Below are 25,352 nucleotides of genomic sequence, written 5' to 3'. Positions count from 1 at the left end.
ATGTCCAATCCCGTCATCGAAGCCGTCGAGCAGCGCGCCGACGAGATCCGCGCGCTCGGCCCCGCCAACGAGGCCCTGGGGCGGCTCGACGACCAGACCGCGAAGATCCTCCGCGACGTCGGCGCGATCCGCATGCTCCAGCCGAAGGCGCACGGCGGCCTCGAACTGCACCCCCGCGCCTTCGCCGAGACCGTCATGCGGATCGCCTCCCTCGACGGGGCGACCGGCTGGGTCGCCGGAGTCGTCGGCGTCCACCCCTGGGAGATGGCCATGGCCGACCCCCGGGTCCAGGAAGAGATCTGGGGAGAGGACCCCGACACCTGGATCGCCTCCCCGTACGCCCCGATGGGCCTGCTGCGGCCCGTCGACGGCGGCTACGTCTTCAACGGCCGCTGGCAGTTCTCCTCCGGCACCGACCACTGCCGGTGGATCTTCCTCGGCGGCTTCCTCGCCGACGAGAACGGCGACCGGATCAACCCGCCGCGGTCCGTGCACGTCATCCTGCCCCGCGCCGACTACGAGATCGTCGAGGACTCCTGGGACGTCGTCGGCCTGCGCGGCACCGGGAGCAAGGACGTGATCGTCAGGGACGCGTTCGTGCCCGCCCACCGCGTCATCGAGTACACCAAGGTCGTCGACGGCTCCCTCGCCGCCGAGTCCGGGCTCACCAACCCCGCCTACCGGCTGCCCTTCTCCGCCGCCTTCCCGCTCGGCATCACCTCCGCCGTCATCGGCATCTGCGAGGGCGCACTCGCCCACCACCTGGACTACCAGCGCACCCGCGTCCAGATCACCGGCCAGGCCGTCAAGGACGACCCCTACGTCCTCTACGCCCTCAGCGACGCCGCCGCCGAGATCGCCGCCTCCCGCGCCGCCCTGCTCGACAACATCGACCGGATGTACGACGCCGTCGCGGCCGGCCGGGAGATCACCTTCGAGGAACGCGCCGTCGGCCGCCGCACCCAGGCCGCCGCCGCCTGGCGGGCGGTCCGCGCCGTCGACGAGATCGTGGCCCGCTCCGGCGGCAACGCGATGCGGCTCGACAACCCCATCCAGCGCTTCTGGCGCGACGCCCACACCGGACTCGCCCACGCCATCCACGTCCCCGGCTCGGTCTTCCACGCCTCCGCCCTCACCCAGATCGGCATCGACCCGCCGCAGGGCCCGATGCGGTCGATGATCTGACCCCGCCCGGACGCCCCCCTTCAGAGAGGAACAGCCATGACCCAGATCCGCGGCCTCGGATACCTCCGGGTCCAGACCCGTGACCTCGACCGCTGGCGCGAACTGGCCGTGGACGCCCTCGGCTTCGCCGTCGGCACGGGCCCCGACCCCGACGGCCTCTACCTGCGCATGGACGAGCGCCGCTCCCGCCTCGTCCTGCTGCCCGGCGACCGCGACCGGGTGCTGTCGATCGGCTGGGAGGTACGCGACCGCGCCGCCCTCGCCGCCGTCGGCCGCGCCGTCGAGGCCTCCGGCACTGCCGTCAAGGCCCTCACCCGGGAGGAGGCGGAGGACAGGGGCGTCGAGGAGGCCATCGCCTTCGACGACCCCGCCGGGGTCCGCGTCGAGATCTTCTACGCCCCCGTCCTCGACCACAGCCCCCTGGTGACCGCGCTCGGCCAGCGCTTCGTCACCGGCGCCCAGGGCATGGGGCACGTGGTGCTGCCCACCACCTGCCAGGAGGAGACCGTCGCCTTCTACACCGAGGTGCTGGGCTTCCTGCCGCGCGGCGCGATGCGGCTCGGCGGACCCGGCGCCCCCGGACCGGCCCGCCGGGTCCGCTTCATGGGCGTCAACGAACGCCACCACAGCCTCGCCGTGGTGCCCGCGCCGCACGGCGAGGAGCCCGGCCTCGTCCACCTCATGGTCGAGGCCGACACCCTGGACGCCGTCGGCCGCGCCCTCGACAACGTGGCGAAGCACGGCTTCTCGCTCTCCTCCACGCTCGGCCGGCACACCAACGACAAGATGGTCTCGTTCTACGTGCGTGCCCCCGGCGGCTGGGACGTCGAGTACGGCTGCGAGGGCATGCGCGTGGACGAACGGTCCTACACCGCCGAGGAGATCACCGCGGACAGCTACTGGGGCCACGACTGGTCCGGCTCCGAGCCGCTGGCCGCCTTCACCCCGCCCGGACCCGCCGCGTGAACGCGGGACCGCCGGTGACCCCGGTGCGCGCCGAGGACATCACCCGGTACGACGCCGAGACCGATGTGCTCGTCGTCGGGTTCGGCTGCGCCGGGGCCGCCGCCGCGTACGAGGCGGCCACGGCCGGCACGGACGTCCTCGTCCTGGAACGGGCCGGCGGTCCCGGCGGCTCCTCGGCCCTGTCCGGCGGCGAGCTGTACCTCGGCGGCGGCACCCCGGTCCAGCGCGCCTGCGGCTTCGAGGACAGCGCGGACGAGATGTTCGCCTACCTCCGGGCCGCGCTCGGCCCGCACACCGACGAGGAGAAGCTGCGCCTGTACTGCGACGGAAGCGCCGCGCACTTCGACTGGTTCACGGACCGCGGGCTGGTCTTCGAACCGACGCTGTGGGACGCGCCGACGTGGATGCCGACCAGCCGGGACGGGCTGATGTGGCTGGGCGAGAACGCCTGGCCGTACAACGAGCTCGCCCGCCCGGCCCCGCGCGGCCACCGCCCCGCCGTGCCGGGCTTCGGCGGCCGGGAGGTCATGGCGAAGCTCGTCGACGCCGCCCGGGGCGCGGGCGCCGTCTCCCACGACAACACCCGCGCCACCGCGCTCGTCACGGACACCGAAGGCCGGGTCGTCGGCGTCACCGCCCGCCGCCACGGCCGCGACCTCACCTACCGGGCCCGGCGCGGCGTGGTCCTGACCACCGGCGGATTCGTCGACAACGAGGAGATGCTGCGCGCCCACGCCCCGGCCCTCCTCGGCCACGGCAAGGTCAGCGACGGGCTCGACGACGGCAGCGGCATCCGGATGGCCGCCGCCCTCGGCGCGGCCACCCGCCGCATGGGCACGGTCGAGATCGCGCTGACCGCCCTGCCCGCGCTCGCGGTCCGGGGCATGCTGGTCGACGCCCACGGCCGGCGCTTCGTCAACGAGGACGTCTACCCGGGCCTGTACAGCGTCGCGGCCGTCCTCACCCGGCCCGCCCCGTACTGGGTGATCGTCGACGAGGAGGGCTACGAGGACGTCCCCGAACGGGAGCGCTGGGGCGTGGTCCCGCGCTTCGTCGCGGAGACCCCGGCCGAGCTGGAGACCGAACTCGGCATGCCCCCGGGCGCGCTGGAGACCGCGGTCGCCACGTACAACACCCACGCGGAACGGGGCGAGGACCCCTACTTCCACAAGGACCCGCGCTGGGTCAGGCCGCTGCGCGGCCCGTTCGCGGCGATCGACCCCCGGGCCGGCTTCCACCGGGGCGGCGAGCCGGGCGCCGCCGCCGGCACCGGTGCCTCCGGCTTCACCCTGGGCGGGCTGCACACCACGCCCGACGGCGAGGTCCTCCACGTCTCCGGAGCGCCGGTGCCCGGTCTGTACGCCGCCGGGCGGGCCTCGGCCGGGATCCACGGCGAGGGCTACGTCAGCGGCACCTCGCTCGGCGACGGGACCTTCTTCGGCCGCCGGGCCGGACGCGCGGCGGCCGCCGCCCCCGCCCTTGCGACGGCCTGACTGGGGCAGGAGGTACGGCGACGGGCCGGCCCGGGGGTGCGACCCGGGCCGGCCCGTCGCCGTGCGCGGCGGTGCTCAGCCCGCGACGGTCCCGAGGTCGCCGGGGCGGTAGGCGCCGCCCCGGTTGTCGAGGATGACCCCGATCCGGTTGGTCGCGTTGATCATGGCGATCAGGGCGACGAGCGCGACGCACTGCTCCTCGTCGTAGTGCGCGCGGACCCGGTCCCAGGTCGCGTCCGGGACGCCGCCGTGGGCGTCGGTGATGCGGGTGCCCTCCTCGGTGAGTTCCAGCGCGGCCCGCTCAGCCTCGCTGAAGACGGTGGAGTGGCGCCAGGTGGCGACCAGATGGAGGCGGTCCGCGCTCTCCCCGGCCGCCGACGCGTCCTTGGCGTGGATGTCGACACAGAAGCCGCAGCCGTTCATCTGGCTCGCCCGCAACTGCACCAGTTCCCGGACGGGTCCGGGCAGCGACGACGCCTGGATCACCTGGCTCACGGCGTGGATCCGCCTGCCGATCCGGGCACCGGTCTCGTGCGCGAACAGGTTCAGCCGGGGCTGTGCGAGGGTGTCCATGGGTTCGGGGCCTTTCTGACGGGGTGTCGTGCCGCGCGGCGTCTCCGCGCTGCGTTCCGATGCCCATGAGTCGCCGCCCGCCCCGCCCCCGTGACAGGACCGCACTGTGACGAAGGCCACCACGACGCGGTGTCACGGACGGGCGCCGGGCGGCGACTCGTGCGTGACAGGCACAGGGGACACGAGCGGGCGGGAGACGGCGATGCACGAGCCGGTACGGAACAGCCGGACGGCGGACGACGGGGCGGGGAGCGTCCCGACGGCTGCCGGCGGGACGGGGACGGGGACGGGGACGGAGGACCTGACCGCCGGACACGCCGGGACCGATCCGGCCACCGAGGCCTTCGTCGCCCACCACAACCTGCTGTTCACCGTCGCCTACGAGATGCTCGGCTCCGCGGCCGACGCCGAGGACGTCCTCCAGGAGAGCTGGCTGCGCTGGGCCGGCGTCGACCAGGGCACCGTCCGCGATCCGCGCGCCTTCCTCGTCCGCGTCACCACCCGCCAGGCGCTCACCCGGCTGCGCACACTGCGCCGCCGCAAGGAGTCCTACGTCGGCCCCTGGCTGCCCGAACCGCTGCTCACCGCCCCCGACGTCGCCGAGGACATCGAGCTGGCCGACAGCGTGTCCATGGCGATGCTGCTGGTGCTGGAGACCCTGGCCCCGACCGAGCGGGCCGTGTTCGTCCTGCGCGAGGTGTTCGCCCTCGACTACGAGGAGATCGCGCGGGCCGTCGGCCGCAGGCCCGCCACCGTCCGGCAGATCGCCCACCGGGCCCGCGCCCATGTCGCGGCCCGCCGCCCCCGCGAGACCGTCCCGCCGGACCGGACCCGCGCCGTCCTGACCGCGTTCCGGCAGGCCGTCGAGACCGGCGACCTCACGGCGCTCCTCGGCCTCATCGCTCCGGACGTCGTCCTGCTCACCGACGGCGGGGGCGTCGTCCGCGCCGCCCCGGAACCGGTCGTGGGCGCCCGCGCCGTGGCCGCCGTGCTCGGCCGGATCGACGCGTCGACGCTGAGCCACGCCCAGGTCAACGGGCATCCCGCGCTCGTCCTGCGGACGGCCGGCACGATCGACACCGTCCTGGCCGTGCGTCTGAACGGCGGACTCATCACCGGCCTCTACGCCGTCCGCAACCCCGAGAAGCTGGCGCGGCTCGACCACGAGACCGCCGTCACCCGCTGAGCCCGCCCCGGCCCGCCCGAGGTGCCAACGCCTGCCGGGCCGACGGGGGTTCAGTGGTGACTGAGATGGGTGAGGACCGCGAGGACCCGGCGGTGGCCGGTGTCGGCGGGGGAGAGGCCCAGCTTGGCGAAGATGTTCCCGATGTGTTTGTGGACGGCGTTCTCCGTGATCACGAGCCGCTCGGCGAGCGTGGTGTTGTCCAGGCCCTGCGCCATGAGGGCCAAAACCTCTCCCTCGCGCGGGGTGAGGGAGGCGAGCGGGTCGTGGGCGCGCGGGGCCAGGAGCTGGGCGATCACCTCGGGGTCCATCACGGTCTCCCCGGCCGCGACCCGGCGCAGCGCGTCCGTGAACGCGGCGACCCGGCCGACCCGGTCCTTGAGCAGATAGCCGACGCCGCCGCTGCCGTCGGCGACCAGCTCGCCCGCGTAACTCCGCTCCACGTACTGGGAGAGGACCAGCACCGGCAGTCCGGGACGGCGGCGGCGGGCCCGGATCGCGGCGCGGATGCCCTCGTCGCGGAAGCCCGGGGGCAGGCGCACGTCGACGACCGCGACATCGGGGCGGTGCGTGTCGACGGCCGCCGCGAACGCCTCGGCGTCGCCGGTGACCGCCGCGACCTCGAACCCCTTGGCCGTCAGCATCAGTTCGAGCCCGTGGGCCAGCAGGACGTTGTCCTCCGCGATCACGACCCGCACGGCAGCTCCACCGTGAGCACGGTCGGTCCGCCGGCGGGGCTGGTCAGGCGGACGCCGCCGTCGAGCGCCAGGACGCGGTGGCGGATGCCGGTGAGCCCGGTGCCCCGCCCCGCGTCGGCGCCGCCGCGCCCGTTGTCGCGGACCTCCACCCGTAGCCGTCCGCCGTCGCGCACCACGCGGACGGCGGTCCGGGTGGCGCCACTGTGCTTCGCCGCGTTGGTGAGCGCCTCGGCCACCGTGAAGTAGGCGACGGCCTCCACGGCGGCCGGGACCTCGCCCAGCGCGCCGACGTCCAGCGTGGTGCCCGAGGCCGGACCCGGGGCCAGCGACGCCAGCGCCCCGGCGAGCCCTCGGTCCACGAGGACCGGCGGAAAGAGCGTCCGGGTCACCGCGCGCAACTCGGCCATGGCCGCCTCGGTCCCCTCGTGCGCCTCCCTCAGCAGCGCGGCGACCGTCCCGGGGTCCTCGCCCAGCGACTCCCGCGCCAGGTCCAGCCGCAGCGCGATGCCCACCAGCCGGGCCTGCGCGCCGTCGTGCAGATCCCGTTCGATACGGCGCAGTTCGGCGCCGTGCGCGTCCATCGCCCCGGCCCGGGTCTCGGTCAGGGCGGCGACCCGTCGGGCCAGCAGCTCGGCGGCCGTCGGGGACAGCAGCACCACGGTCGTACGGGCGTGCAGCCGGGCCGGCCCGGGGGCGAGCGCGCACGCGAGGGCCGCGAAGGCGAGGGCCTGGGCGGTGCCCAGGGTCAGGGCCGTGCCCCAGCCGGTCAGCGGGGCCCCGGCGGCGAAGCCGCCCGCGCGGGTGCCCTCGGGCAGGGCCCACCACAGCGGTACGGTGACGGCGGTGGTGACCGCGTTGGCCGCGCACACCACCGCGGGCAGTCCGGCCGCCGCACCCGTCACCGCCCAGCCGCCCAGCCCGCCGAGCACCCGCCACGTCCCGGACCGCACCGGCCCGGAGGGCGGCGCGTGCAGCAGCCGGGCCGCGCGTTCCCGGTGCCGGAACGCCCAGGCGCGGCCCGCCGCGGGGACGAGGAACACCGGCAGGGCGAGCAGGGTGAGGGCGGTGGCGGCCAGCGTGCCCAGCAGATAGCCCAGGCTCCGGGGCGTCGCCGAAATCCGCCCGCGCACAAGGTCGTTCATGCGCACCAGTGTCGGCGGCGCGGACCGGCCGGGCACTACAGCAGGCCCCCCTGTTTCCCCGCCCGCGAGCGGTATCGTGCCGCCCCCGCGCCCCGGCCTAGCGTCGGCGCCATGACCCACACACCGACCCGTACCCGCCGCGCCCTCGTCCTGGCCGCGGCCCTCGCCGCCACCCTGTCCACCGCGCTGCCCTCCGGTCCGGCCGCCGCACGGCCCGGTCCACCGGACGTCCGGGAGCTGCTCCGGCGCGACGCCGGCGCGCTCGTCGCGGCCGGGGCCACCGGGGTCCAGGCCCGCCTCGTCACCGCCGGCGGTACGGGAACCACCGCCACCGCGGGCGTCGCCGACCGTGCGACCGACCGCCCGGTCCCGGACACCGGTCATTTCCGGATCGCCAGCGTCACCAAGACCTTCCTGGCCACCGTCATCCTCCAACTGGCCGCCGAGCACCGGCTCTCACTGGACGACGCGGCCGAGCGGTGGCTGCCCGGAACGGTCTCCGGGAACGGCAACGACGGCCGGGCGATCACCCTGCGGCAGCTGCTCACCCATACCGCCGGGCTCCACGACGACTACCCGGACTACGTCTCGGCGGCGGACTACCGGGAGCACCGGTTGGACCGGTACACGGCCGAGGAGACCGTCGCACGGGCGATGCGCCACGGGCCGGACTTCGCGCCCGGCACGCGCTGGGCGTACTCCAACACCGGCTATGTGCTGCTCGGCATGGTCGTCCGGCGGGTCACCGGGAACTCCTGGCAGCAGGAGGTGGAGCGGCGGATCGTCCGGCCGCTGGGACTGCGGCACACCACGGGCCCCGGTCCCTCGCCCGCGCTGCCCCGGCCGCACGCCACCACGTACCAGCGGTTCGCCCCCGGTGAGCCGTTGGTGGACGTCACGGAACAGATCGGCTCCGGTACCAACGGGGAAGCGGGGATGATCTCCACCACCGCCGACCTCGCCCGGTTCCTCCGCGCCCTGCTCGGGGGCCGGCTGCTGCCGCCCGCCCACCTGGCGCTGATGAAGGAGACGGTACCGGTCGGTCCGGAGTTCGAACGGTTCATGCCCGGGGCCCGCGACGGGCTGGGGATCTTCGAGCGCCCGCTCTCCTGCGGCGGGGCGTACTGGGGGCACGAGGGCGGTGACGCCGGGTGGATCACCGCGACCGGTGCCACCGAGGACGGCCGGCACGCCGTCATCGTCTCGCTCTCGGGTGTGCTCGCCGCGTCCGACGACGACGTCCTGCGCGTGGAAGGGGCCCTGAACCGGCTTGTGGACGATGCGCTGTGCGCGGCCCGGGACGCCGGCCCCGGAAGCGCCCCGCGCCCCGGGCGGTGACGCGCGGCGCCCCGGCGGCGGGGGCGCGGGGCACGCCCTCGGGGCGTACGGCGTGACGGCGATGGTCAACGCGTCTGGGCGGTGCGCTCCTCGCCGCCGTCCACCACCTCGACCGTGCCGTTCAGCGCCGCCTCGCGGATCGTCTCGCGCAGCGCGCCGCAGCCCTCGAAGGCCGTGGCCGCCGTCGCGCGCTCCGCGCAGGCGGCCACGGACCGGGCGTCCCACTGCACACTGGTCTGCTGCCAGCTGCTCTTGCGCACCAGGACCCGCGCCGCACACCGCCCGCACTCCAGCGGGCGCATCGGAGCGCCGTCGAGAAGGCGGTTGTCGGTGCGCATCAGGCCGGTCCTCCGGCGGCGGCGGCCCGGCGGGCGAGATTCGCCTCGACCTCCTTCTGCCACGCCTCGACCGGCCGGGTGGTGTCCAGTTCGAACTCGAAACGGTCCGTCATCTCCGGTGTCACGTCGGCCGCGTCCACGTAGAACTGCTCGTACCAGCGGCGCAGCTGGTAGACCGGGCCGTCCTCCTCGCACAGCAGCGGGTTGTCGATGCGGGCCTTGTTCTTCCAGATCTCGATGTCCTGCTCGAACCCCAGCTTGATGAACTGGGCCATCCCCGCGGCGAGCTGGTCGGCCGCGTCCCCCGCCATGGCGGGCGAGCGCTGCACGGTGATCCCGTACTGGAGGACGAACCGGTTGGCGTCCACCGGGTAGTGACAGTTGATCAGGACGCAGTCCACATCGCCGGTCTCGTAGTGGTACGTGAGGTCGTCGATCATGAAGGACGGTCCGTGGTACGAGGCCACGGACGTGCTGCCGATCGTCTTGCGCTCCGTGCCGTCCTCCTGGGGGCGGGCGTCGGGGCGGCCGGTGGCGCGCATCCGCTGGGTGGCGGTGTGGCCCTCGAAGACGTTCTTGAAGTACGTCGGGAACGAGTAGTGGACGTAGAAGAAGTGGGCCATGTCCACCACGTTGTCCACGACCTCGCGGCAGTTGGCGTCGACGACGGTCTCGTACCAGAGCCAGTCGGTCCACTCGTCGCTGGTCGCCCCGGCGATCCGGGGGATGCGGACGTCCTCGGGCGGCGGGTTGCCCTCCGGGTCGTTCCAGACGAACAGCATCCCGTCCTGGTCCAGGGTCCGCCAGGACGCGGTGCGGGCGCGCAGCGGCACGCGCTTGGAGTACGGGATCTGCTTGCACCGCCCGTCGCCGCCCCAGCGCCAGTCGTGGAACGGACAGGCGATCTGGTCGCCCTTGACCGTGCCCTGGGAGAGGTCGCCGCCCATGTGGCGGCAGTGGGCGTCCAGGACGTTGAGCGTGCCGTCGCCCGCCCGGAACACCACGAGCTTCTGCCCGAAGGCCGTCACCGCGTGCGGCTTGCCGTCCTTGTACGTCTCCGACAGACCGAGGCAGTGCCAGCCCCGGGCGAAACGGGTGGGTGCCGCGGTGGCCTCGATGGCCCTGACGTCGTCGTGTGCCGACTCCACTGCGCTCACGTTGCTCTCATCCCCTTCGAGGAGCCTGGTGGCCTCGGGTGCGGACCGCGCCGGGCCGGTCCGGACGTACGAGACCGTCGTCCGGGTTCCGGACGCTAGGCGCGGATCGGGGCGCGCGGGCGGGGGAGTCCCACTGACCGGTACCGGGCGCGGGAGGCCGCCGCGGGGCCCGTCCCGGTCGGTGGGACCGGGCCCGCGCCCCGGTACCGGCCGCCCGTACAGTCCGCCGCCCTGTCCGACGGCACACACGTGAAGGAGCCCGGCATGCGGCGTTTCGAGGGGAAGAAGGTCCTGCTCACCGGGGCGGGATCGGGGATAGGGCGGGCCACGGCGCTGCGCCTGGCCGCCGAGGGGGCGGCGGTGTTCGGGGTCGATCTCTCGGCGGAGGGACTGGCGGAGACCGCGCGGGCGGTGACGGGTCCGGGCGGTTTCACGGCGCACGTCGCCGATGTCGCGGACGAGGACGCGGTGGTCGCGGCCGTGGCCGAGGCGGCCGGTTCGCTCGGCGGCATCGATGTGCTGGCCAATGTGGCGGGCACCCACCGCACGACCCCCGTGGACCGGCTGACGGTGGCGGACCTGGAGCTGCTGTTCCGCGTCAACACGGTCGGCACCGCGCTGTTCTGCCGGGAGGCACTGCCCCGTCTGCCGGACGGCTCCGGCGTGATCGTCAACGTCGCCTCGTCGGCCGCCTCGCACGGCAATCCGTACATGACCGCGTACGCCGCCTCCAAGGGAGCGGTCATCGGGTTCTCGCTCTCGCTGGCCGCCGAGGTCGCGCACCGGGGCATCCGGGTGGTGCCCGTCTCACCCGGTTCCGTCGCCACCCCGCTGGCCGGGCCGCACGTGCTGCCCGCCGGTCTCGACGTGTCGTACTACGCCCGGATCCGGGCCCCGTTCGGCACCGCGAGGCCCGAGCAGATCGCCGGGGTGATCGCCTTCGCCGCCTCGGACGACGCGGCCTGTCTGACGGGCGCGGAGATCCGGGCGGACGGCGGCTCCCACATCTGAGCGCCGGCGGGACCCTCACGGCACGCCCCGGGGCGGCCGGCCACTGAGCGGGACTGGCCCTTGCCAGTTTCCAGAACGAATTCTAGTTTTCCTCGCACAGTGTCCCGGCCCCCACGGGCCCCTCACCCCCTTTTGGAGAGCCATGACCGAGGCCGTCATCGTCGAAGCCGTACGGACACCGGTCGGCCGGCGCCGGGGCGTCCTGTCCGGGCTCCACCCGGCGGAACTCCTCGGGTTCGCCCAGAAGGGCCTGCTGGAGCGGGCCGGGATCGCCGCCGACAGCGTGGACCAGGTCATCGGCGGCTGTGTCACCCAGGCCGGCGAGCAGTCCAACAACATCACCCGCACCGCCTGGCTGCACGGCGGACTTCCGCACACCACCGCGTGCACCACCATCGACTGCGCCTGCGGCTCCTCCCAGCAGGCCGTGCACCTGGTCGCGGGCCTCATCGCCTCCGGCGCCGTCGAGACCGGCATCGGCTGCGGGGTCGAGGCCATGAGCCGGGTCTTCCTCGGCGCCGCCCTCACCCCCGGCAGCGGCTCCCCGGTCCCGGACAGCTGGTCGCTCGACATGCCCGACCAGTTCACCGCCGCCGAACGCATCGCCCGCCACCGCGGCATCACCCGCGCCGACGCGGACGCCCTCGGGCTCGCCTCCCAGCGGAAGGCCGCCCGTGCCTGGGCCGAAGGCCGCTTCGACGGACAGATCATCGGCGTCGACGCCCCGGTCACCGGCCCCGAGGGACCCACCGGCGAGACCGTCACCGTCACCCGCGACCAGGGACTGCGCGACACCACCCCCGAAGCGCTCGCCGCCCTCAAGCCGGTCCTCCCCGACGGCGTCCACACCGCCGGGAACTCCTCCCAGATCAGCGACGGTGCCGCCGCCGTCCTCCTCATGAGCCGGGAGCGCGCCGCCCGCGAGGGACTGCGGCCCCGCGCCCGGATCGTCGCCTCCGCCATGGTCGGCTCCGACCCGTACTACCACCTCGACGGGCCCGTCGCCGCCACCGAACGCGTCCTGGCCAGGGCCGGGATGACGCTCGCCGACATCGACCTCGTCGAGATCAACGAGGCCTTCGCCTCCGTCGTCCTGTCCTGGGCCCAGGTCCACAAGGCCGACCTCGACAAGGTCAACGTCAACGGCGGCGCCATCGCGCTCGGCCACGCCGTCGGCTCCACCGGCGCCCGGCTCCTCACCCAGGCCCTGCACGAACTGGAACGCACCGGGAAGTCCACCGCCCTGATCACCATGTGCGCCGGCGGGGCGCACGCCACCGCCACCGTCATCGAACGCATCTGAGGGGCGCGCCATGACCATCGGACTCACCCAGGAACACCTCGACCTGCGCGACGCCGTACGCGCCTTCGCGACCCGGCACATCACCGAGGACACCCTGCGCGCCGCCGCCGACGCCGCCAAGGAGACCCTGCCCGCGCACTGGAACGGACTCGCCGCCCAGGGCCTCCTCGGGCTCCACCTGCCCGAGGAGAACGGCGGCGCCGGCTACGGCCTCGTCGAACTCGCCGTCGTCACCGAGGAACTGGGCCGCGCCTGCGCCCCCGGCCCCTTCCTGCCGACGGCCCTCGCCTCGGCCGTGCTGCACGCCGCCGGCCACGCCGGCTACCTGGCCCCGCTCGCCGCCGGCACCACCCTCGGCGCCGTCGGCCTCGGCGCGGGCACCCTCGCCCTGACCCGGGCAGCCGACGGCACCGCCACCGTCAGCGGCACCTCCGAACTCGTCATCGGCGGCCACCTCGCCGATGTGTTCGTGCTGCCCGTAGCCGACGACGGACGCACCGCCTGGCTGGTCCTGCCCCGTGCCGCCGTGGACACCACCGACCTCCGCAGCCACGACCTCACCCGCCGCTCCTCCCGGGTCACCGCCCGCTCCGTGCCCGTCCCGGCCGGCGATCTGCTCGACGTCGACCCCCGCACCCCGCTCGATCTCGCCGCGACGCTCTTCGCCGCCGAGGCCGCCGGACTGGCGGACCGCTGTGTGACCACCGCGGCCGCCTATGCCCGGGTCCGCGAGCAGTTCGGCCACCCCATCGGAATGTTCCAGGGCGTCAAGCACCGCTGCGCCCGCATGCTCGCCCAGGCCGAACAGGCCCGCGCCTGCGCCTGGGACGCCGCCCGCGCGGCCGGCCCCACGGGCGCCGCCGACCCCCGCGAAGCCTCCCTCGCCGCGGCCGTCGCCGCCGTCGCCGGACCCGACGCGGCCTTCGCCGCCGCCAAGGACTGCGTCCAGGTCCTCGGCGGCATCGGCTTCACCTGGGAGCACGACGCCCACCTCGCGCTGCGCCGCGCCCAGACCCTGCGCCTCGCGCTCGGCCCGGCCGCCGCCTGGCGCCGCCGGGTCGCCGCGCTCACCCTGGACGGCACCCGCCGCACCCTCGGCGTCGAACTGCCGCCCGAGGCCGAGACCGTACGCGCCGCCATCCGCGCCGAACTGCGGGAGGCGGCCGCCCTCGACGGCCACGCACGCCTCACCCACCTCGCCGACCACGGCTACACCGCACCCCATCTGCCCGCCCCCTGGGGCAAGGGCGCCGGACCCGTCGAACAACTCGTCATCGCCGAGGAGTTGCAGGCCGCGGCGCTCACCCCCGTCGACATGGTCATCGGCGGCTGGGTGGTGCCCACCCTCGTCGCCCACGGCGACCCCGCCCAGCAGGAGCGCTTCCTCGCACCCAGCCTGCGCGGCGACATCCGCTGGTGCCAGCTCTTCAGCGAACCGGGCGCCGGCTCCGACCTGGCCGCCCTCACCACCCGCGCCGAGAAGACGGACGGCGGCTGGCTGATCACCGGCCAGAAGGTGTGGACGTCCATGGCCCGCGACGCCCACTGGGGCGTCCTGCTGGCCCGCACCGACACCGACGTGCCCAAGCACAAGGGCATCTCCTACTTCCTCCTCGACATGACGAGCCCCGGCATCGACATCCGGCCGCTGCGCCAGATCACCGGCGAGGCCGAGTTCAACGAGGTCTTCCTCGACGGGGTGTTCGTCCCCGACGCGCACCTCGTCGGCGCACCCGGCGCGGGCTGGAAGCTCGCCCGGACCACGCTCGCCAACGAACGCGTCGCCCTCTCCCACGACTCCGTCGGCTCCGGTGCCGAAGCCCTGCTGGAGATCGCCGCCGCCTCGGCCGGACTCGACGACGAACAGCTCACCGTGCTCGGCGGCCACCTCTGCGACGCCCAGACCGGCGCCGTCCTCGCCCTGCGGACCACGCTGCGCACCGTCTCCGGACAGCAGCCCGGCCCCGAGGCCTCGGTCGCCAAACTCCTCGGCGTCGAACACCAGCAGCGGGTCTGGGAGACCTGCATGGAGTGGCAGGGCACCGCCGCGCTCACCGGCGAGGGCGAACGCCTGGACGCCACCTGGCAGTTCCTCAACGCCCGCTGCCTGTCCATCGCCGGCGGGACCACGGAGGTCCAGCTCAACATCATCGGCGAGCGCATGCTCGGCCTGCCCCGCGACCCCGAGCCCACCCAGAAAGGCTGACCGTGCCCATCGACCGCGACAAGGCGCTCACCGCCGAACCGTCCGTGCGCGAGATCCACTGGACCACCCGTGACGTGCTGCTCTACCACCTGAGCCTCGGCGCCACCGCCCCGCACCTCACCTACGAGAAGCACCTCGGCGTGCTCCCCGCCTTCGCCCTCGTCGCCGGAGGCGGCATCTCCTCCGGCGAGGCCGCACCGCCCTCCTTCCACCTCCCCGGCATCGACATCGACCTCCGGTCGGTCCTCCACGCCGGCCAGGGGCTGCGCGTCCACCGCCCGCTGCCCGCCTCCGGCACCGCCACCCTCGCCTCCCGGGTCGCCGACGTATGGGACAAGGGCAAGGCCGCACTGATCGTCCTGGAGTCCACCGCCTCGGACACCGACGGCGCGCCCCTGTGGACCTCCACCATGCGCATCTGGGCACGCGGCGAGGGCGGCTTCGGCGGCGAACCCGGCCCCGAGGAGGACTGGACGGCCCCCGACCGCCCCGCCGACACCGTCCTCACCTCCGCCACCACCCCGCAGCAGGCCCTCTGGTACCGCCTCAACGGCGACCTCAACCCCCTGCACGCCGACCCCGAGTTCGCCCGCGCCGCCGGCTTCGACCGGCCGATCCTGCACGGACTCGCCTCCTACGGGCTGCTCTGCGAGGCCCTGGTCACCGGGCTCCTCGACGGGGACGTCGGACGCCTCACCGGCCTCGCCGTCCGCTTCGCCGGACCGGTCGTCCCCGGCGAGACCCTGGAGACCTCCGTCTGGCACGACGGCGCCACCGAGGACGGGGAGCGGCTGCTGAAGCTGCACACCGGCTGCCCGGAACGCGACGGCGCGCCCGTGCTCACCCACGCCACGGCGACGGTGACCGCGTGAACGCCCCCGCCCACGAGGCCACCGCCACCGGCCCCCGGCTCGTCGCCGCACCGCACGAGGACGGGGTCGACGCCGCCGTCGCCGCCGCCCGCCGGGTGGTCGCCGCCCTGCTGCGCGCCGGTGACGGCTCCGGCGCCGACATGGAGTCGGTCGCCGCCCGGCTGGAGGCCGTCGCCGACGAACTGACCGCACGGGCCCCCGGCCGCGACGCCCGCCTCGCCGAGATGTGGCACGGCGAGGGCGTCACCCGCCACGACCCCGTCACCGGTCCCGAGAACGCCCTCGCCCCGCCGCTGCGGCTGCACGGCCGCGACGACGGCGCCGTCGAGGGCACCGTCACCCTCGACCTGCCCTACCAGGGACCGCCCGGCCATGTGCACGGCGGAATCTCCGCGCTGCTCCTCGACCACACCCTGGGCGTCGCCAACCACTGGGGCGGTACCTCCGGCATGACCGCCGAACTGACCCTGCGCTATCTGCGGCCCACCCCGCTGTTCGAGCCCCTGACCGTCACCGGCCGGCAGCTCTCGGTCGACGGCTCGCGCATCCGCACCGTCGGCGAGATCACCGCCGATGGCCGCACCTGCGTCACGGCCGAGGGCCTGTTCATCAACAAGCACCTGCCCCGGCCGAGCTGAGGAGGACCGATGGGACACCTCGACGGAAAGGTTGCCGTCGTCAGCGGCGCAGGCCAGGGCGTCGGCCAGGGCATCGCCCTCGCCCTGGCGGCCGACGGGGCCGATGTGGCCGTCCTCGGCCGCACCCCGGAGAAACTGGACACCACCTGCGCCCTGCTCCGCGCCCGCGGCGTACGGGCCGAGCCGTTCGTGCTGGACGTTCGCGACACCGCGCGCGTCACCGAGGTGGTGGACGAGGCCGCCGCCCGCTTCGGCGGGATCGACATCCTCGTCAACAACGCCTACACCGGCGCCTACGGGCCCCTGCTCCAGCTCGGCGACGCCCAGTTCCGCAGGGGCTTCGACAGCGGGCCCTTCGCCGCCTTCGCCTTCATGAAGGCCGCGCATCCGCACCTGAAGGCCAACGGCGGGGGAGTGATCGTCAACCTCGTCACCTCCGCCATGGTCCGCTGGGACCTGAGCACCTACGGGGCCTACGCCTCCGCCAAGGCGGCGCTGCGCACCCTGACCCGGGCCGCCGCCTGCGAATGGGGCGCGGACGGCATCCGCGTCAACGCCGTGGCCCCGCACGCCGCCTCGCCCGCCTACGCCGGATGGCAGGAGGCGCACCCCGAGGAGGCCGAGGAGTTCTGCGCCTCCATCCCGCTCGGGTACGTCGGCGACTGCGAGCAGGACATCGGGCGGGCGGTCGCCATGATCTGCGGACCGGACGCCCGCTATCTGACGGGTGCCACGATCCCGCTCGACGGCGGCCAGGCCCACTTCGGCTGACCGGGGGCGGCGCGCCCGCCTCCCGGTCAGCGGGACCGCCCCGGCCGCGACCGGCCGGACGGCCTAGCGTCGCCACCGGCGCGGAGCCGGCCGGGCCGGGACCCGCCGGCCCGCGGCACCGGTCCGGGCGGACCGGCCACCGCCGCCCCGCCCCTTCCGGCGGCCCCCGCCCTTCCCACGGACCGCGCCGCGTCGCCCGCGCGCTCCGATTCCGTACCGACTTCGGCAGACCCGGACACCGGGTGAGAGGGACCGACGTTGCCACACGAGACGATTGCCGACCTGCTGCTCGCCCGCGCCGGGGACGACCACCCCGGCCTCCTGACCCGGGAGCGCTCCTGGACCTGGGGCGAGGTGGTCGAGGAGAGCGCGGCCCGCGCCCACTGGGCCCGCGAACTGCGCACCGAGGGTCCCTTCCACATCGGTGTGCTCCTGGACAACCGCCCCGAGTACCTCTTCTGGCTCGGCGCCGCGGCCCTGGCCGGAGCCGCCGTCGTCGGGATCAACCCCACCCGCCGCGGCGCCGAACTGGCCCAGGAGGTCCGGCACACCGACTGCGCGCTCCTCGTCACCGACCGGGCCGGCGCCGCACTGCTCGACGGACTGGACATCGGGGTCGCCGCCGACCGCTTCCTCGTCGTCGACACCCCCGCGTACGCCGCCGCGCTCGCCCCGTACACCGGCCGCCCCGCCGAGGCACCCGACGTCACCGCCACCACCCGGATGCTGCTGCTCCTGACCTCCGGCACCACCGGCGTGTCCAAGGCGGCGATCTGCTCCCAGGGCCGGCTGGCCGCGCTCGGCGCCGCCAACAGCGCCAAGTACGACATCACCCGCGACGACACCTGCTACTGCCCGATGCCGCTGTTCCACGGCAACGCGCTGATGGCGCTCTGGGCCCCCGCCCTCACCGCGGGCGCCACCATCGCCCTCCCGCCGAAGTTCACCGCCTCCGGATTCCTCCCCGACGTCCGCCACTTCGGCGCCACGTACTTCACCTACGTCGGCAAGGCGATCGGCTACGTCCTCGCCCGCCCCGCGACCCCCGAGGACGCCGACAACCGGCTCACCCACGCCTTCGGCACCGAGGCGTCCCCCGAGGACGCGGCCCGCTTCCTGGAGCGCTTCGGCTGCCGGCTCGTCGAGGGCTACGGCTCCAGCGAGGGCGCCGGCATGCTCAGGCGCGTCCCCGACGCCCCCACCGGCGCGCTCGGCATGCCCGCCCGGCCCGGCGTCCGCATCGTCCACCCCGCCACCCGCGAGACCTGCCCGCCCGCCGAACTCGACTCCTACGGCCGGGTGCGCAACCCGGAGGAGGCCATCGGCGAGATCGTCGACACCGAGGGCGCCGCCCGCTTCGAGGGCTACTACAAGAACGAGGCCGCCGACGCCGAACGCGTCCGGCACGGCTGGTACTGGACGGGCGACCTCGGATACGTCGACGGGGACGGCTACTTCTACTTCGCCGGACGCTCCGGCGACTGGATCCGCGTCGACGGCGAGAACATCTCCGCCCTGCTCACCGAACGCATCCTGCGCCGCCACCCCGGCGTGGTCGCGGCCGGGGTCTTCGGCGTCCCCGACCCCCGCTCCGGCGACCAGGTCATGGCCGCCGTCGAGATCACCGAGGGCACCGCCTTCGACGGCCTGGACCTGCCCGCCTTCCTGGAAGGCCAGGAGGACCTGGGCACCAAGGGCGCCCCCCGCTTCGTCCGGGTCTCCCACGCGCTGCCCACCACCGGCTCCAACAAGCTCCGCAAGAAGGAGATGCAGCTCGACGGCTGGCGCACCGACGACCCCGTCTACCGCTGGGAGGGCCGGGGCCGGCCCACGTACGCGCTGATGGGCGACGACGACAAGGCGGCGCTGCGCGAGGAGTTCCTGGCGAACGGGCGCGGACGCTTCCTGCCCTGAGCCGCACCGCCCGACCGGACCACATCCGAGGAGAACCACTTATGCAACTGCGCGAGAGCGCCGCGCACCAGGAGCTGCGGCGGGAACTGCGGGCGTACTTCTCGGGCCTGATGCCCGAGGACGAACGCCGCCGGGCCGGCGAGGAGGGCGTGGGCGGCTACCGCTTCCGCGAGATCGTCAAACGGTTCGGTGAGGACGGCTGGCTGGGACTGGGCTGGCCCACCGAGTACGGCGGACAGGGCCGGCCGGCCGAGGACCAGTACGTCTTCTTCGACGAGGTCCAGCGTGCCGGGCTGCCCTTCCCGTTCGTCACCGTGAACACCGTCGGCCCGACCCTGATGGCGCACGGCTCCGAGGAGCACCGCAAGCGGTTCCTGCCCGGCATCCTCTCCGGCGACATCGTCTTCGCGATCGGCTACACCGAGCCCGGCGCCGGCACCGACCTGGCCTCGCTCAGCACCCGGGCGGTCCGCGACGGCGACGACTTCGTCGTGGACGGCTCGAAGATCTTCACGAGCGGCGCCAACACCGCCGACCACGTGTGGCTCGCCGCCCGTACCGACCCCGAGGCGCCCAAGCACAAGGGCATCTCCATCCTGATCGTGCCCACCGCCGCCGAGGGCTTCTCCTGGAGCCCGATCCGCACCGTCGGCGGCCTGGCCGTCACCGCCACCTACTACAGCGGCGTGCGGGTCCCCGCCACGGACGTCGTCGGGGAGGTGGACGCCGGCTGGCGGCTGATCACCGCCCAGCTCAACCACGAACGCATCGGCCTCGCCGCGCTCGGCGGCCGCATGATCCAGCTCTGGGAACGCGTCCTGGACTGGGCCCGGGACAACGGCACGGCCGACATCCCCTGGGTGCGCGCCGAGTTCGCCCGCACCCACGCCCGGCTGGAGGCCATGCGCCTGATGAACTGGAAGATGACGGCGGCCGTCGCCCGCGACGAGCTGACCGGCGCGGACGCGGGCGCCGCCAAGGCGTACGGCACCGAGACCCACATCGACGTCCAGCGCGCCCTCACCCAGATCCTCGGCGCGGCCGGCCGCATCCGGCCCGAATCGCCCGGGGCGGTCCTCGCCGGACAGGTCGAACAGCTCTCCCGGCAGGGCATCGTGAACACCTTCGGCGGCGGCGTCAACGAGGTCCTGCGCGACATGATCGCCACCCAGGGACTCGGCCTGCCGCGCAAGGGGCGCGGCGCATGACCGGCCCCGGACCGGACACCCCGGAGTACGAGGAGCGGCTGAGGGCCTTCGCCGGACGCGAACTGCGCGCCGCCGCACCGGGCCAGGACCCGGTCAACCGGCCGATGATCCGGCACTGGGCGGAGGCGATGGGCGACACCAACCCGGTGTACACCGACGCCGACGCCGCCCGCGCCACCGGGCGCGACGGAGTGGTGGCCCCCGCCTCGATGATCCAGGCGTGGACGATGCGCGGCTACGCGGCCACCGTCGCACCGCCGCCGGACGCCGCCCCCGACGGCTTCGCCGAACTGGTCGCCCTCCTCGACGAGGGCGGCTACACCTCCGTGGTCGCCACCGACTCCGAGTTCACCTTCCTGCGCGAACTGGTGCCCGGCGACCACATCGCCGTCCGCGAGACCGTGGAGTCCGTCTCGGCGCGGAAGCGGACCGGGCTCGGCCCCGGACGGTTCGTCACCACCCTGAAGACGTACACCGACGCGGACGGCGCCACCGTCGCCACCCAGCGGTGGCGGACCCTGCGCTTCCGGCCGGCGGCGAAGGAGACGCCCGAACCCGTCGCCGCACCCGTACCGGAACCCGCGTCACCTCCCGCCGCGCTGCGGCCCCGCCCCGCCGTCAACCGGGACAACGCCTTCTTCTTCGAAGGCGCCGCCGAGCACCGGCTGCTGATCCAGCGCTGCGCCGGCTGCGGGGAACTGCGCCACCCGCCGGGCCCCTGCTGCCCCGCGTGCCGCTCGCTGGAATGGGACACCGTCGAGGCGTCCGGCACCGGCCACGTCTACAGCTTCGTCGTGAGCCACCATCCCCAGCACCCGGCCTTCGACAGCCCGTACCTGGTGGCCGTCGTCGAACTCGCCGAGGGCACCCGGCTCATCACCAACCTGACCGGTGTCGCCCCCGAGGACGTCACCGTCGGCATGCCGGTGGTCCTGGACTGGCTCGACGCCGACCCCGAACTGACCCTGCCGGTGTTCCGGCCCGCCCCGACGGAGGCGCCCTGATGGATTTCTCCCTGGGAGAAGAGCTCGAAGCCGTACGCGATCTGGCGCGGGAGATCCTCACCGACCACACCGTGCCCGAGCGGCTGCGCGCGGTGGAGCGCTCGACGGACCGCGTCGACACGCGGCTCTGGGAGGACCTGGCCTCCGCCGGGCTGATCGCGGCCGTGCTGCCCGAACGGGACGGCGGCGCCGGACTCGGCACGGCCGGGGCCTGTGTGCTCCTGGAGGAGCAGGGCCGCAGGGTGGCGCCGGTCCCGCTGTGGCCGGCCCTGACCGGGGCCCTCGCCCTGGCCGCGCACGGCGACGGGGGACTGCGGGCCGAGGTGCTTCCGGGGCTGGCCGAGGGCCGCGTCCGGCTCACCGTGGCCCTGGAGGAGTTCGGCCCCGCCGACCCGCTCGCGCCGCACACCGTCGCCGTGCAGGACGGGCCCGGCTGGCGGCTCAGCGGCGTCAAGGCCGTGGTGCCCTCGCCCGGCGGCGCCCGGCACGTCCTGGTCACCGCCGCGACCAGCCGGGGGCCGGGCCTCTTCCTGGTCGACGCGGAGGCGGACGGGGTGGGCTGGGAGTACGCCGAGACCACCACGTACGACCGGGCCGGTCACCTCACGCTCGACGGGGCCCGCGGCCGGGCCGTCGGAGCCGTGGGCGGGGACGCGGCGGCGTCGCTCGTCCGCGATGCCTCGCTGGCGCTGGCCGCCGTGCAGGTGGGCGTGGCCGAAGGGGCGCTGGCCCACGCGGCGGCGCATCTGCGCGGCCGCGAGCAGTTCGGCCGCCCGCTCGCCACGTTCCAGGCCGTGCAGCACCAACTGGCCGACTGCTACATCGACATCGAGGCGATGCGGGTCACGCTGTGGCACGCCGTGGACGCGCTCGCCGAGCCCTTCGACCCGGTCGCCGCGGACCGCGCCGCCCAGGTCGCCAAGTGGTGGGCCTGCGAGGCGGGCCTCACCACCGTCCACCGCGTCCAGCACGTGCACGGCGGCATCGGCGTCGACACCGACTACCCGGTCCACCGGCACTTCCTCTGGGGCAAGCAGATCGCCGGCACCCTGGGCGGCCCCGGCGCCGGCCTCGAACGGCTCGGCACGCTCCTCACCGCCGAGGAGGCGACGGCATGACCGCCCGGCCCGGCACCCGCGCCTACACGGACGTGGCCGTGGGAGACGTACTCCCCGAGCTGTCGATCCCGATCACCCGCACCCTGATCGTCGCCACCGCACTCGCGAGCCGCGACTTCCAGGACGTCCACCACGATCCCGCGCTCGCCCGGGAACGCGGCTCGAAGGACATCTTCATGAACATTCTGACCAGCAACGGACTGGTCGACCGGTACGTCACCGGCTGGGCCGGACCCGCCGCCGTCGTCCGGTCCCTCCGCATCCGGCTCGGCGTCCCCAACCACCCCGGCGACACGATGGTGTTCACCGGCACGGTCCGTTCGACCTCGGACCCGGACCGGCTCGTCGAGATCGCCGTGCGCGGGGCCAACGCGCTCGGCGACCATCTCACCGGCACCGTGACCGTCAGCCTTCCGGAGGGCGACCGATGAACGGGACACTCTCCGGAGCGGCGGCCGTCGCCGGGATCGGCGCCACCGAGTTCTCCAAGAACTCCGGGCGCAGCGAACTCCGGCTGGCCTGCGAGGCGGTGCTCGCCGCCCTCGACGACGCCGGTCTCACCCCCGCCGACGTGGACGGTCTGGTCACCTTCACGGCGGACACCAACTCCGAGATCCATGTGGCCCGCAACACCGGCATGGGCGAGCTGAGCTTCTTCTCCCGCGTCGGCTACGGCGGGGGAGCGGCGTGCGGCACCGTGCAGCAGGCGGCCATGGCCGTCGCCACGGGGGTCGCGGAGGTCGTCGTCTGCTACCGGGCGTTCAACGAGCGCTCCGGCGAGCGGTACGGGCTCGGGCAGGCCGCCCGCCCCATGGACACCAGCGCCGACCGCGCGGCCTACGCCTGGATGACGCCCTTCGGGCTGAACACCCCGGCCCAGTGGGTCGCGATGTTCGCCCGCCGCTATCTCCACGAGTACGGCGCCACCACGGACGACTTCGGCCGGGTCGCCGTCGTCGACCGCAAGCACGCGGCGAACAACCCCGCCGCCTACTTCCACGGCCGCCCCATCACCCTCCAGGACCACCGCGACTCCCGCTGGATCGCGGAGCCGCTGCGGCTGCTCGACTGCTGCCAGGAGACCGACGGCGGCCAGGCCCTCGTCATCGTCTCCGCCGCCCGCGCCCGCGATCTGCCCCGGCCGGCCGCCGTGATCCGCTCGGCGGCCCAGGGGCTCGGTGCCGACCAGCACATGATGACCAGCTACTACCGGCCGGACATCACCGGAATCCCCGAAATGGGCCTGGTGGGACGGCAGTTGTACCGTCAGAGCGGACTCGGCCCGGACGACATCGACGCGGCGGTCCTCTATGACCACTTCACCCCGCTGGTTCTGCCGCAGCTGGAGGAACTGGGCTTCTGCAAGCCGGGCGAGGCCAAGGACTTCATCGCCGACGGCCATCTCGAACTCGGTGGCCGGCTGCCCCTCAACACCCACGGCGGCCAGCTCGGCGAGGCCTATCTGCACGGCATGAACGGCATCGCGGAGGGCGTCCGGCTGATCCGGGGAACCTCCTGCAACCAGCCCGACCGGGCCGATCACGTCCTGGTCACCGCCGGTACGGGCGTGCCCACCAGCGGACTGGTCCTGGGGGCCGACCGATGACCGTCTCCCCCTGGGAGGGGCGCGCGCTCGGCAGCCGCACCGTCTCCTGGGCGGCGCGCGACGCGGTCCTCTACGCGCTGGCGGTCGGCGCCCCCGCCGACCGGCTCGACCTCGTGTACGAGGAGCGGCTGCGGGTCCTGCCGACCTTCGCCCTGACCCTCGCCCAGTGGGCGCCCGATGCCCTCGGGGCGCTGGGGGCCTTCGACACGACCACCGCCGTGCACGGCAGTCAGCACCTCGTCGTCCGCGAGCCGCTGCCGCCCGAGGGCGAACTCACCGCCTCGGCGCGCGTCGCCCGGGTCCGGGACAAGGGCTCCGCCGCCGTCTTCGACGTCGAGGTGGACTGCCCCGCCTTCACCGCCACCTGGTCGATCTTCGCGCCCGGCTCCGGCGGCTTCGGCGGCGAACGGGGCCCCTCCGCCCCGCGCCGCCCCGACCGCCCCGCCGACCGCACCGCGACCGTCGTCACCGACCCCCGCCAGGCCGCGTTCTACCGGCTGCTCGGCGACCGGCACGCCATGCACATCGACCCGGCGGCGGCGAGGGCCGCCGGGATGGACCGGCCCTTCCTGCACGGGCTGTGCACCCTCGCGGCGACCCTGCTGCCGCTGGCCGACCTGATCGGCGCCCACCCCGCCGACCTGCGGGAACTCGACGCCCGTTTCGCCGCCCCGGTCTTCCCGGGCGACCGGCTCGACGCCCGCGCGTGGCACGATCCGCAGGACGGCGCCCTGCTCTTCGAGGCGTCCGCCGGCGACCGGACGGCCCTGTCCGGCGGACGCGTCCGCTTCGGCCCCACCGCATCCCAGGAGACCCGCCATGCTTGACACCGCCCGGCGCGCCGAGGCCGCCGACCTGCTGTGGACCGCCCAGTGCGAGCGCACCCCGATCGAACCGCTGACCGCCCTGTACGCGGGGATGGACGCGGCCGACGCGTACGAGATCCAGCTCGTCAACATCCGCAGGCAACTGGCCCTCGGCAGGACCGTGCGCGGCCACAAGGTCGGGCTGTCGTCCGAGGTCATGCAGCGGATGATGGGCGTCGACGAACCCGACTACGGCCATCTGCTCTCCGACATGGTGCTCGCCGAGGACACCCCCGTGGACACCGCCCGCTACTGCTCCCCGCGCATCGAGGTCGAGATCGGCTACGTCCTCGGCCGCACCCTGCCCGGCGAGGGCTGCACCACCGAGGACGTGCTCGCCGCCACCGAGTACCTCGTCCCGAGCATCGAGCTGATCGACAGCCGGATCAAGGACTGGCGGATCGGCCTGGCCGACACCGTCGCCGACAACGCCTCCTCCGCCGGGGTGATCCTCGGCGCCGCCCGCGTCCGCCCCGCCGACCTGGACCCGGCGGACATCGCGGCCGTCCTGTTCAAGGACGGGACGGAGGTCGCCCGGGGCCACACCAGCGCGGTGCTCGGGAACCCGACGGAGGCCGTGGCCTGGCTGGCCCGCAAGGTCGCCTCCTTCGGCGTGACCCTGGAGGCCGGGCACGTCGTCCTGCCGGGGTCCTGCACCGCGGCCGTGGACGTGGGGCCGGGCGACTCCTTCCGCGCCGAGTTCGAAGGGCTCGGAACGGTCTCGGTCGCCTTCGCGTGAACGCGGCCGCCGGGTCCGTCCAC

At 74.5% G+C, this 25,352-nt stretch carries 24 protein-coding genes; 19 read left to right on the top strand and 5 right to left on the bottom strand.

What is annotated here, in order from left to right:
* From ACFVDM_RS14020 to ACFVDM_RS14010, 3 genes are read left to right on the top strand one after another with little or no spacing between them, the layout of a single operon-like run.
* Complete coding sequence (locus tag ACFVDM_RS14020) at positions 1-1,185, top strand: acyl-CoA dehydrogenase family protein (RefSeq protein ID WP_383637865.1); 1,185 nt, start codon at positions 1-3, stop codon at positions 1,183-1,185.
* 36 nt (positions 1,186-1,221) lie between these two features.
* Positions 1,222-2,151, top strand: a complete 930-nt coding sequence (locus ACFVDM_RS14015; protein WP_383637862.1) for a VOC family protein — start codon at positions 1,222-1,224, stop codon at positions 2,149-2,151.
* Positions 2,148-3,644, top strand: coding sequence for an FAD-dependent oxidoreductase (locus ACFVDM_RS14010; RefSeq protein ID WP_383637860.1), 1,497 nt, complete (start codon positions 2,148-2,150; stop codon positions 3,642-3,644). The genes ACFVDM_RS14015 and ACFVDM_RS14010 overlap by 4 nt, the downstream gene beginning before the upstream one ends.
* Positions 3,645-3,719: 75 nt before the next feature.
* Here ACFVDM_RS14010 and ACFVDM_RS14005 read toward each other — a convergent pair whose 3' ends face one another.
* On the bottom strand, positions 3,720-4,217 hold the full coding sequence (locus ACFVDM_RS14005) for a carboxymuconolactone decarboxylase family protein (protein WP_383637857.1): 498 nt from the start codon (positions 4,215-4,217) through the stop codon (positions 3,720-3,722).
* 202 nt (positions 4,218-4,419) lie between these two features.
* On the opposite strand from ACFVDM_RS14005, the gene ACFVDM_RS14000 reads away from it, so the two are divergent.
* Positions 4,420-5,403: an RNA polymerase sigma-70 factor gene (locus tag ACFVDM_RS14000; RefSeq protein ID WP_383637854.1), complete on the top strand. Its 984-nt coding sequence runs from the start codon at positions 4,420-4,422 to the stop codon at positions 5,401-5,403.
* 50 nt (positions 5,404-5,453) lie between these two features.
* Here the strand turns inward: ACFVDM_RS14000 and ACFVDM_RS13995 are convergent, their stop codons facing one another.
* Both ACFVDM_RS13995 and ACFVDM_RS13990 read right to left on the bottom strand, forming a co-directional pair.
* Positions 5,454-6,098, bottom strand: a complete 645-nt coding sequence (locus tag ACFVDM_RS13995; RefSeq protein WP_383637851.1) for a response regulator transcription factor — start codon at positions 6,096-6,098, stop codon at positions 5,454-5,456.
* The gene (locus ACFVDM_RS13990; protein WP_383637848.1) at positions 6,086-7,240 is read right to left on the bottom strand and encodes a sensor histidine kinase; all 1,155 of its coding nucleotides are present in this window, start codon (positions 7,238-7,240) and stop codon (positions 6,086-6,088) included. The genes ACFVDM_RS13995 and ACFVDM_RS13990 overlap by 13 nt, the downstream gene beginning before the upstream one ends.
* Before the next feature lie 111 nt (positions 7,241-7,351).
* On the opposite strand from ACFVDM_RS13990, the gene ACFVDM_RS13985 reads away from it, so the two are divergent.
* The gene (locus tag ACFVDM_RS13985) at positions 7,352-8,578 is read left to right on the top strand and encodes a serine hydrolase domain-containing protein (protein ID WP_383637845.1); all 1,227 of its coding nucleotides are present in this window, start codon (positions 7,352-7,354) and stop codon (positions 8,576-8,578) included.
* Positions 8,579-8,643: 65 nt separating this feature from the next.
* Here the strand turns inward: ACFVDM_RS13985 and ACFVDM_RS13980 are convergent, their stop codons facing one another.
* Positions 8,644-8,916, bottom strand: coding sequence for a ferredoxin (locus ACFVDM_RS13980; protein WP_383637842.1), 273 nt, complete (start codon positions 8,914-8,916; stop codon positions 8,644-8,646).
* Entirely contained in the window at positions 8,916-10,073 is a 1,158-nt protein-coding gene (locus ACFVDM_RS13975) for a Rieske 2Fe-2S domain-containing protein (RefSeq protein ID WP_383637839.1), read from the bottom strand. The genes ACFVDM_RS13980 and ACFVDM_RS13975 overlap by 1 nt, the downstream gene beginning before the upstream one ends.
* 264 nt (positions 10,074-10,337) lie before the next feature.
* Here ACFVDM_RS13975 and ACFVDM_RS13970 point away from each other — a divergent pair, with 264 nt between their 5' ends.
* From ACFVDM_RS13970 to ACFVDM_RS13905, 14 genes are all read left to right on the top strand, one after another.
* Positions 10,338-11,084: an SDR family NAD(P)-dependent oxidoreductase gene (locus ACFVDM_RS13970; RefSeq protein ID WP_383637837.1), complete on the top strand. Its 747-nt coding sequence runs from the start codon at positions 10,338-10,340 to the stop codon at positions 11,082-11,084.
* Positions 11,085-11,226: 142 nt separating this feature from the next.
* Positions 11,227-12,387, top strand: coding sequence for a steroid 3-ketoacyl-CoA thiolase (locus ACFVDM_RS13965; protein ID WP_383637834.1), 1,161 nt, complete (start codon positions 11,227-11,229; stop codon positions 12,385-12,387).
* Between the two features lie 10 nt (positions 12,388-12,397).
* Positions 12,398-14,593 (top strand): acyl-CoA dehydrogenase, encoded by a 2,196-nt coding sequence (locus ACFVDM_RS13960; RefSeq protein WP_383637831.1) that lies wholly within the window; start codon positions 12,398-12,400, stop codon positions 14,591-14,593.
* A gap of 2 nt (positions 14,594-14,595) precedes the next feature.
* Complete coding sequence (locus tag ACFVDM_RS13955) at positions 14,596-15,465, top strand: MaoC/PaaZ C-terminal domain-containing protein (RefSeq protein ID WP_383637828.1); 870 nt, start codon at positions 14,596-14,598, stop codon at positions 15,463-15,465.
* A complete protein-coding gene (locus ACFVDM_RS13950) occupies positions 15,462-16,103 on the top strand; it encodes a PaaI family thioesterase (RefSeq protein ID WP_383637825.1) in 642 nt (213 codons plus the stop codon). The genes ACFVDM_RS13955 and ACFVDM_RS13950 overlap by 4 nt, the downstream gene beginning before the upstream one ends.
* Positions 16,104-16,112: 9 nt before the next feature.
* Positions 16,113-16,874: an SDR family NAD(P)-dependent oxidoreductase gene (locus ACFVDM_RS13945; RefSeq protein ID WP_383637822.1), complete on the top strand. Its 762-nt coding sequence runs from the start codon at positions 16,113-16,115 to the stop codon at positions 16,872-16,874.
* Between the two features lie 258 nt (positions 16,875-17,132).
* Complete coding sequence (locus ACFVDM_RS13940; protein ID WP_383637820.1) at positions 17,133-18,788, top strand: AMP-binding protein; 1,656 nt, start codon at positions 17,133-17,135, stop codon at positions 18,786-18,788.
* 41 nt (positions 18,789-18,829) lie between these two features.
* Positions 18,830-19,996: an acyl-CoA dehydrogenase family protein gene (locus ACFVDM_RS13935; RefSeq protein ID WP_383637818.1), complete on the top strand. Its 1,167-nt coding sequence runs from the start codon at positions 18,830-18,832 to the stop codon at positions 19,994-19,996.
* Entirely contained in the window at positions 19,993-21,000 is a 1,008-nt protein-coding gene (locus ACFVDM_RS13930; protein ID WP_383637815.1) for a bifunctional MaoC family dehydratase N-terminal/OB-fold nucleic acid binding domain-containing protein, read from the top strand. The genes ACFVDM_RS13935 and ACFVDM_RS13930 overlap by 4 nt, the downstream gene beginning before the upstream one ends.
* The gene (locus tag ACFVDM_RS13925) at positions 21,000-22,118 is read left to right on the top strand and encodes an acyl-CoA dehydrogenase family protein (protein ID WP_383637812.1); all 1,119 of its coding nucleotides are present in this window, start codon (positions 21,000-21,002) and stop codon (positions 22,116-22,118) included. The genes ACFVDM_RS13930 and ACFVDM_RS13925 overlap by 1 nt, the downstream gene beginning before the upstream one ends.
* Entirely contained in the window at positions 22,115-22,549 is a 435-nt protein-coding gene (locus tag ACFVDM_RS13920) for a MaoC family dehydratase (protein WP_383637809.1), read from the top strand. The genes ACFVDM_RS13925 and ACFVDM_RS13920 overlap by 4 nt, the downstream gene beginning before the upstream one ends.
* Positions 22,546-23,724 (top strand): lipid-transfer protein, encoded by a 1,179-nt coding sequence (locus ACFVDM_RS13915; RefSeq protein ID WP_383637805.1) that lies wholly within the window; start codon positions 22,546-22,548, stop codon positions 23,722-23,724. Before ACFVDM_RS13920 ends, ACFVDM_RS13915 begins: the two co-directional genes overlap by 4 nt.
* Positions 23,721-24,551: a MaoC/PaaZ C-terminal domain-containing protein gene (locus tag ACFVDM_RS13910; protein WP_383637802.1), complete on the top strand. Its 831-nt coding sequence runs from the start codon at positions 23,721-23,723 to the stop codon at positions 24,549-24,551. Before ACFVDM_RS13915 ends, ACFVDM_RS13910 begins: the two co-directional genes overlap by 4 nt.
* On the top strand, positions 24,544-25,329 hold the full coding sequence (locus tag ACFVDM_RS13905; RefSeq protein WP_383637799.1) for a 2-keto-4-pentenoate hydratase: 786 nt from the start codon (positions 24,544-24,546) through the stop codon (positions 25,327-25,329). Before ACFVDM_RS13910 ends, ACFVDM_RS13905 begins: the two co-directional genes overlap by 8 nt.
* Positions 25,330-25,352 lie beyond the last annotated feature (23 nt).

This window comes from Streptomyces sp. NPDC057682 (assembly GCF_042799575.1).
Classification (GTDB): Bacteria; Actinomycetota; Actinomycetes; order Streptomycetales; family Streptomycetaceae; genus Streptomyces.
Note: the sequence above shows the minus strand (reverse complement) of the source record. Positions and strands in the feature narration are given on the sequence as shown.

Bases quoted from the DNA above. Each gene is read 5' to 3' on its own strand.
- ACFVDM_RS14020 (WP_383637865.1), top strand. From the start codon at position 1: ATGTCCAATCCCGTCATCGAAGCCGTCGAGCAGCGCGCCGACGAGATC.
- ACFVDM_RS14015 (WP_383637862.1), top strand. From the start codon at position 1,222: ATGACCCAGATCCGCGGCCTCGGATACCTCCGGGTCCAGACCCGTGAC.
- ACFVDM_RS14005 (WP_383637857.1), bottom strand. From the start codon at position 4,217: ATGGACACCCTCGCACAGCCCCGGCTGAACCTGTTCGCGCACGAGACC.
- ACFVDM_RS14000 (WP_383637854.1), top strand. From the start codon at position 4,420: ATGCACGAGCCGGTACGGAACAGCCGGACGGCGGACGACGGGGCGGGG.
- ACFVDM_RS13990 (WP_383637848.1), bottom strand. From the start codon at position 7,240: ATGAACGACCTTGTGCGCGGGCGGATTTCGGCGACGCCCCGGAGCCTG.
- ACFVDM_RS13985 (WP_383637845.1), top strand. From the start codon at position 7,352: ATGACCCACACACCGACCCGTACCCGCCGCGCCCTCGTCCTGGCCGCG.
- ACFVDM_RS13980 (WP_383637842.1), bottom strand. From the start codon at position 8,916: ATGCGCACCGACAACCGCCTTCTCGACGGCGCTCCGATGCGCCCGCTG.
- ACFVDM_RS13970 (WP_383637837.1), top strand. From the start codon at position 10,338: ATGCGGCGTTTCGAGGGGAAGAAGGTCCTGCTCACCGGGGCGGGATCG.
- ACFVDM_RS13965 (WP_383637834.1), top strand. From the start codon at position 11,227: ATGACCGAGGCCGTCATCGTCGAAGCCGTACGGACACCGGTCGGCCGG.
- ACFVDM_RS13960 (WP_383637831.1), top strand. From the start codon at position 12,398: ATGACCATCGGACTCACCCAGGAACACCTCGACCTGCGCGACGCCGTA.
- ACFVDM_RS13945 (WP_383637822.1), top strand. From the start codon at position 16,113: ATGGGACACCTCGACGGAAAGGTTGCCGTCGTCAGCGGCGCAGGCCAG.
- ACFVDM_RS13935 (WP_383637818.1), top strand. From the start codon at position 18,830: ATGCAACTGCGCGAGAGCGCCGCGCACCAGGAGCTGCGGCGGGAACTG.
- ACFVDM_RS13930 (WP_383637815.1), top strand. From the start codon at position 19,993: ATGACCGGCCCCGGACCGGACACCCCGGAGTACGAGGAGCGGCTGAGG.
- ACFVDM_RS13925 (WP_383637812.1), top strand. From the start codon at position 21,000: ATGGATTTCTCCCTGGGAGAAGAGCTCGAAGCCGTACGCGATCTGGCG.
- ACFVDM_RS13920 (WP_383637809.1), top strand. From the start codon at position 22,115: ATGACCGCCCGGCCCGGCACCCGCGCCTACACGGACGTGGCCGTGGGA.
- ACFVDM_RS13915 (WP_383637805.1), top strand. From the start codon at position 22,546: ATGAACGGGACACTCTCCGGAGCGGCGGCCGTCGCCGGGATCGGCGCC.
- ACFVDM_RS13910 (WP_383637802.1), top strand. From the start codon at position 23,721: ATGACCGTCTCCCCCTGGGAGGGGCGCGCGCTCGGCAGCCGCACCGTC.
- ACFVDM_RS13905 (WP_383637799.1), top strand. From the start codon at position 24,544: ATGCTTGACACCGCCCGGCGCGCCGAGGCCGCCGACCTGCTGTGGACC.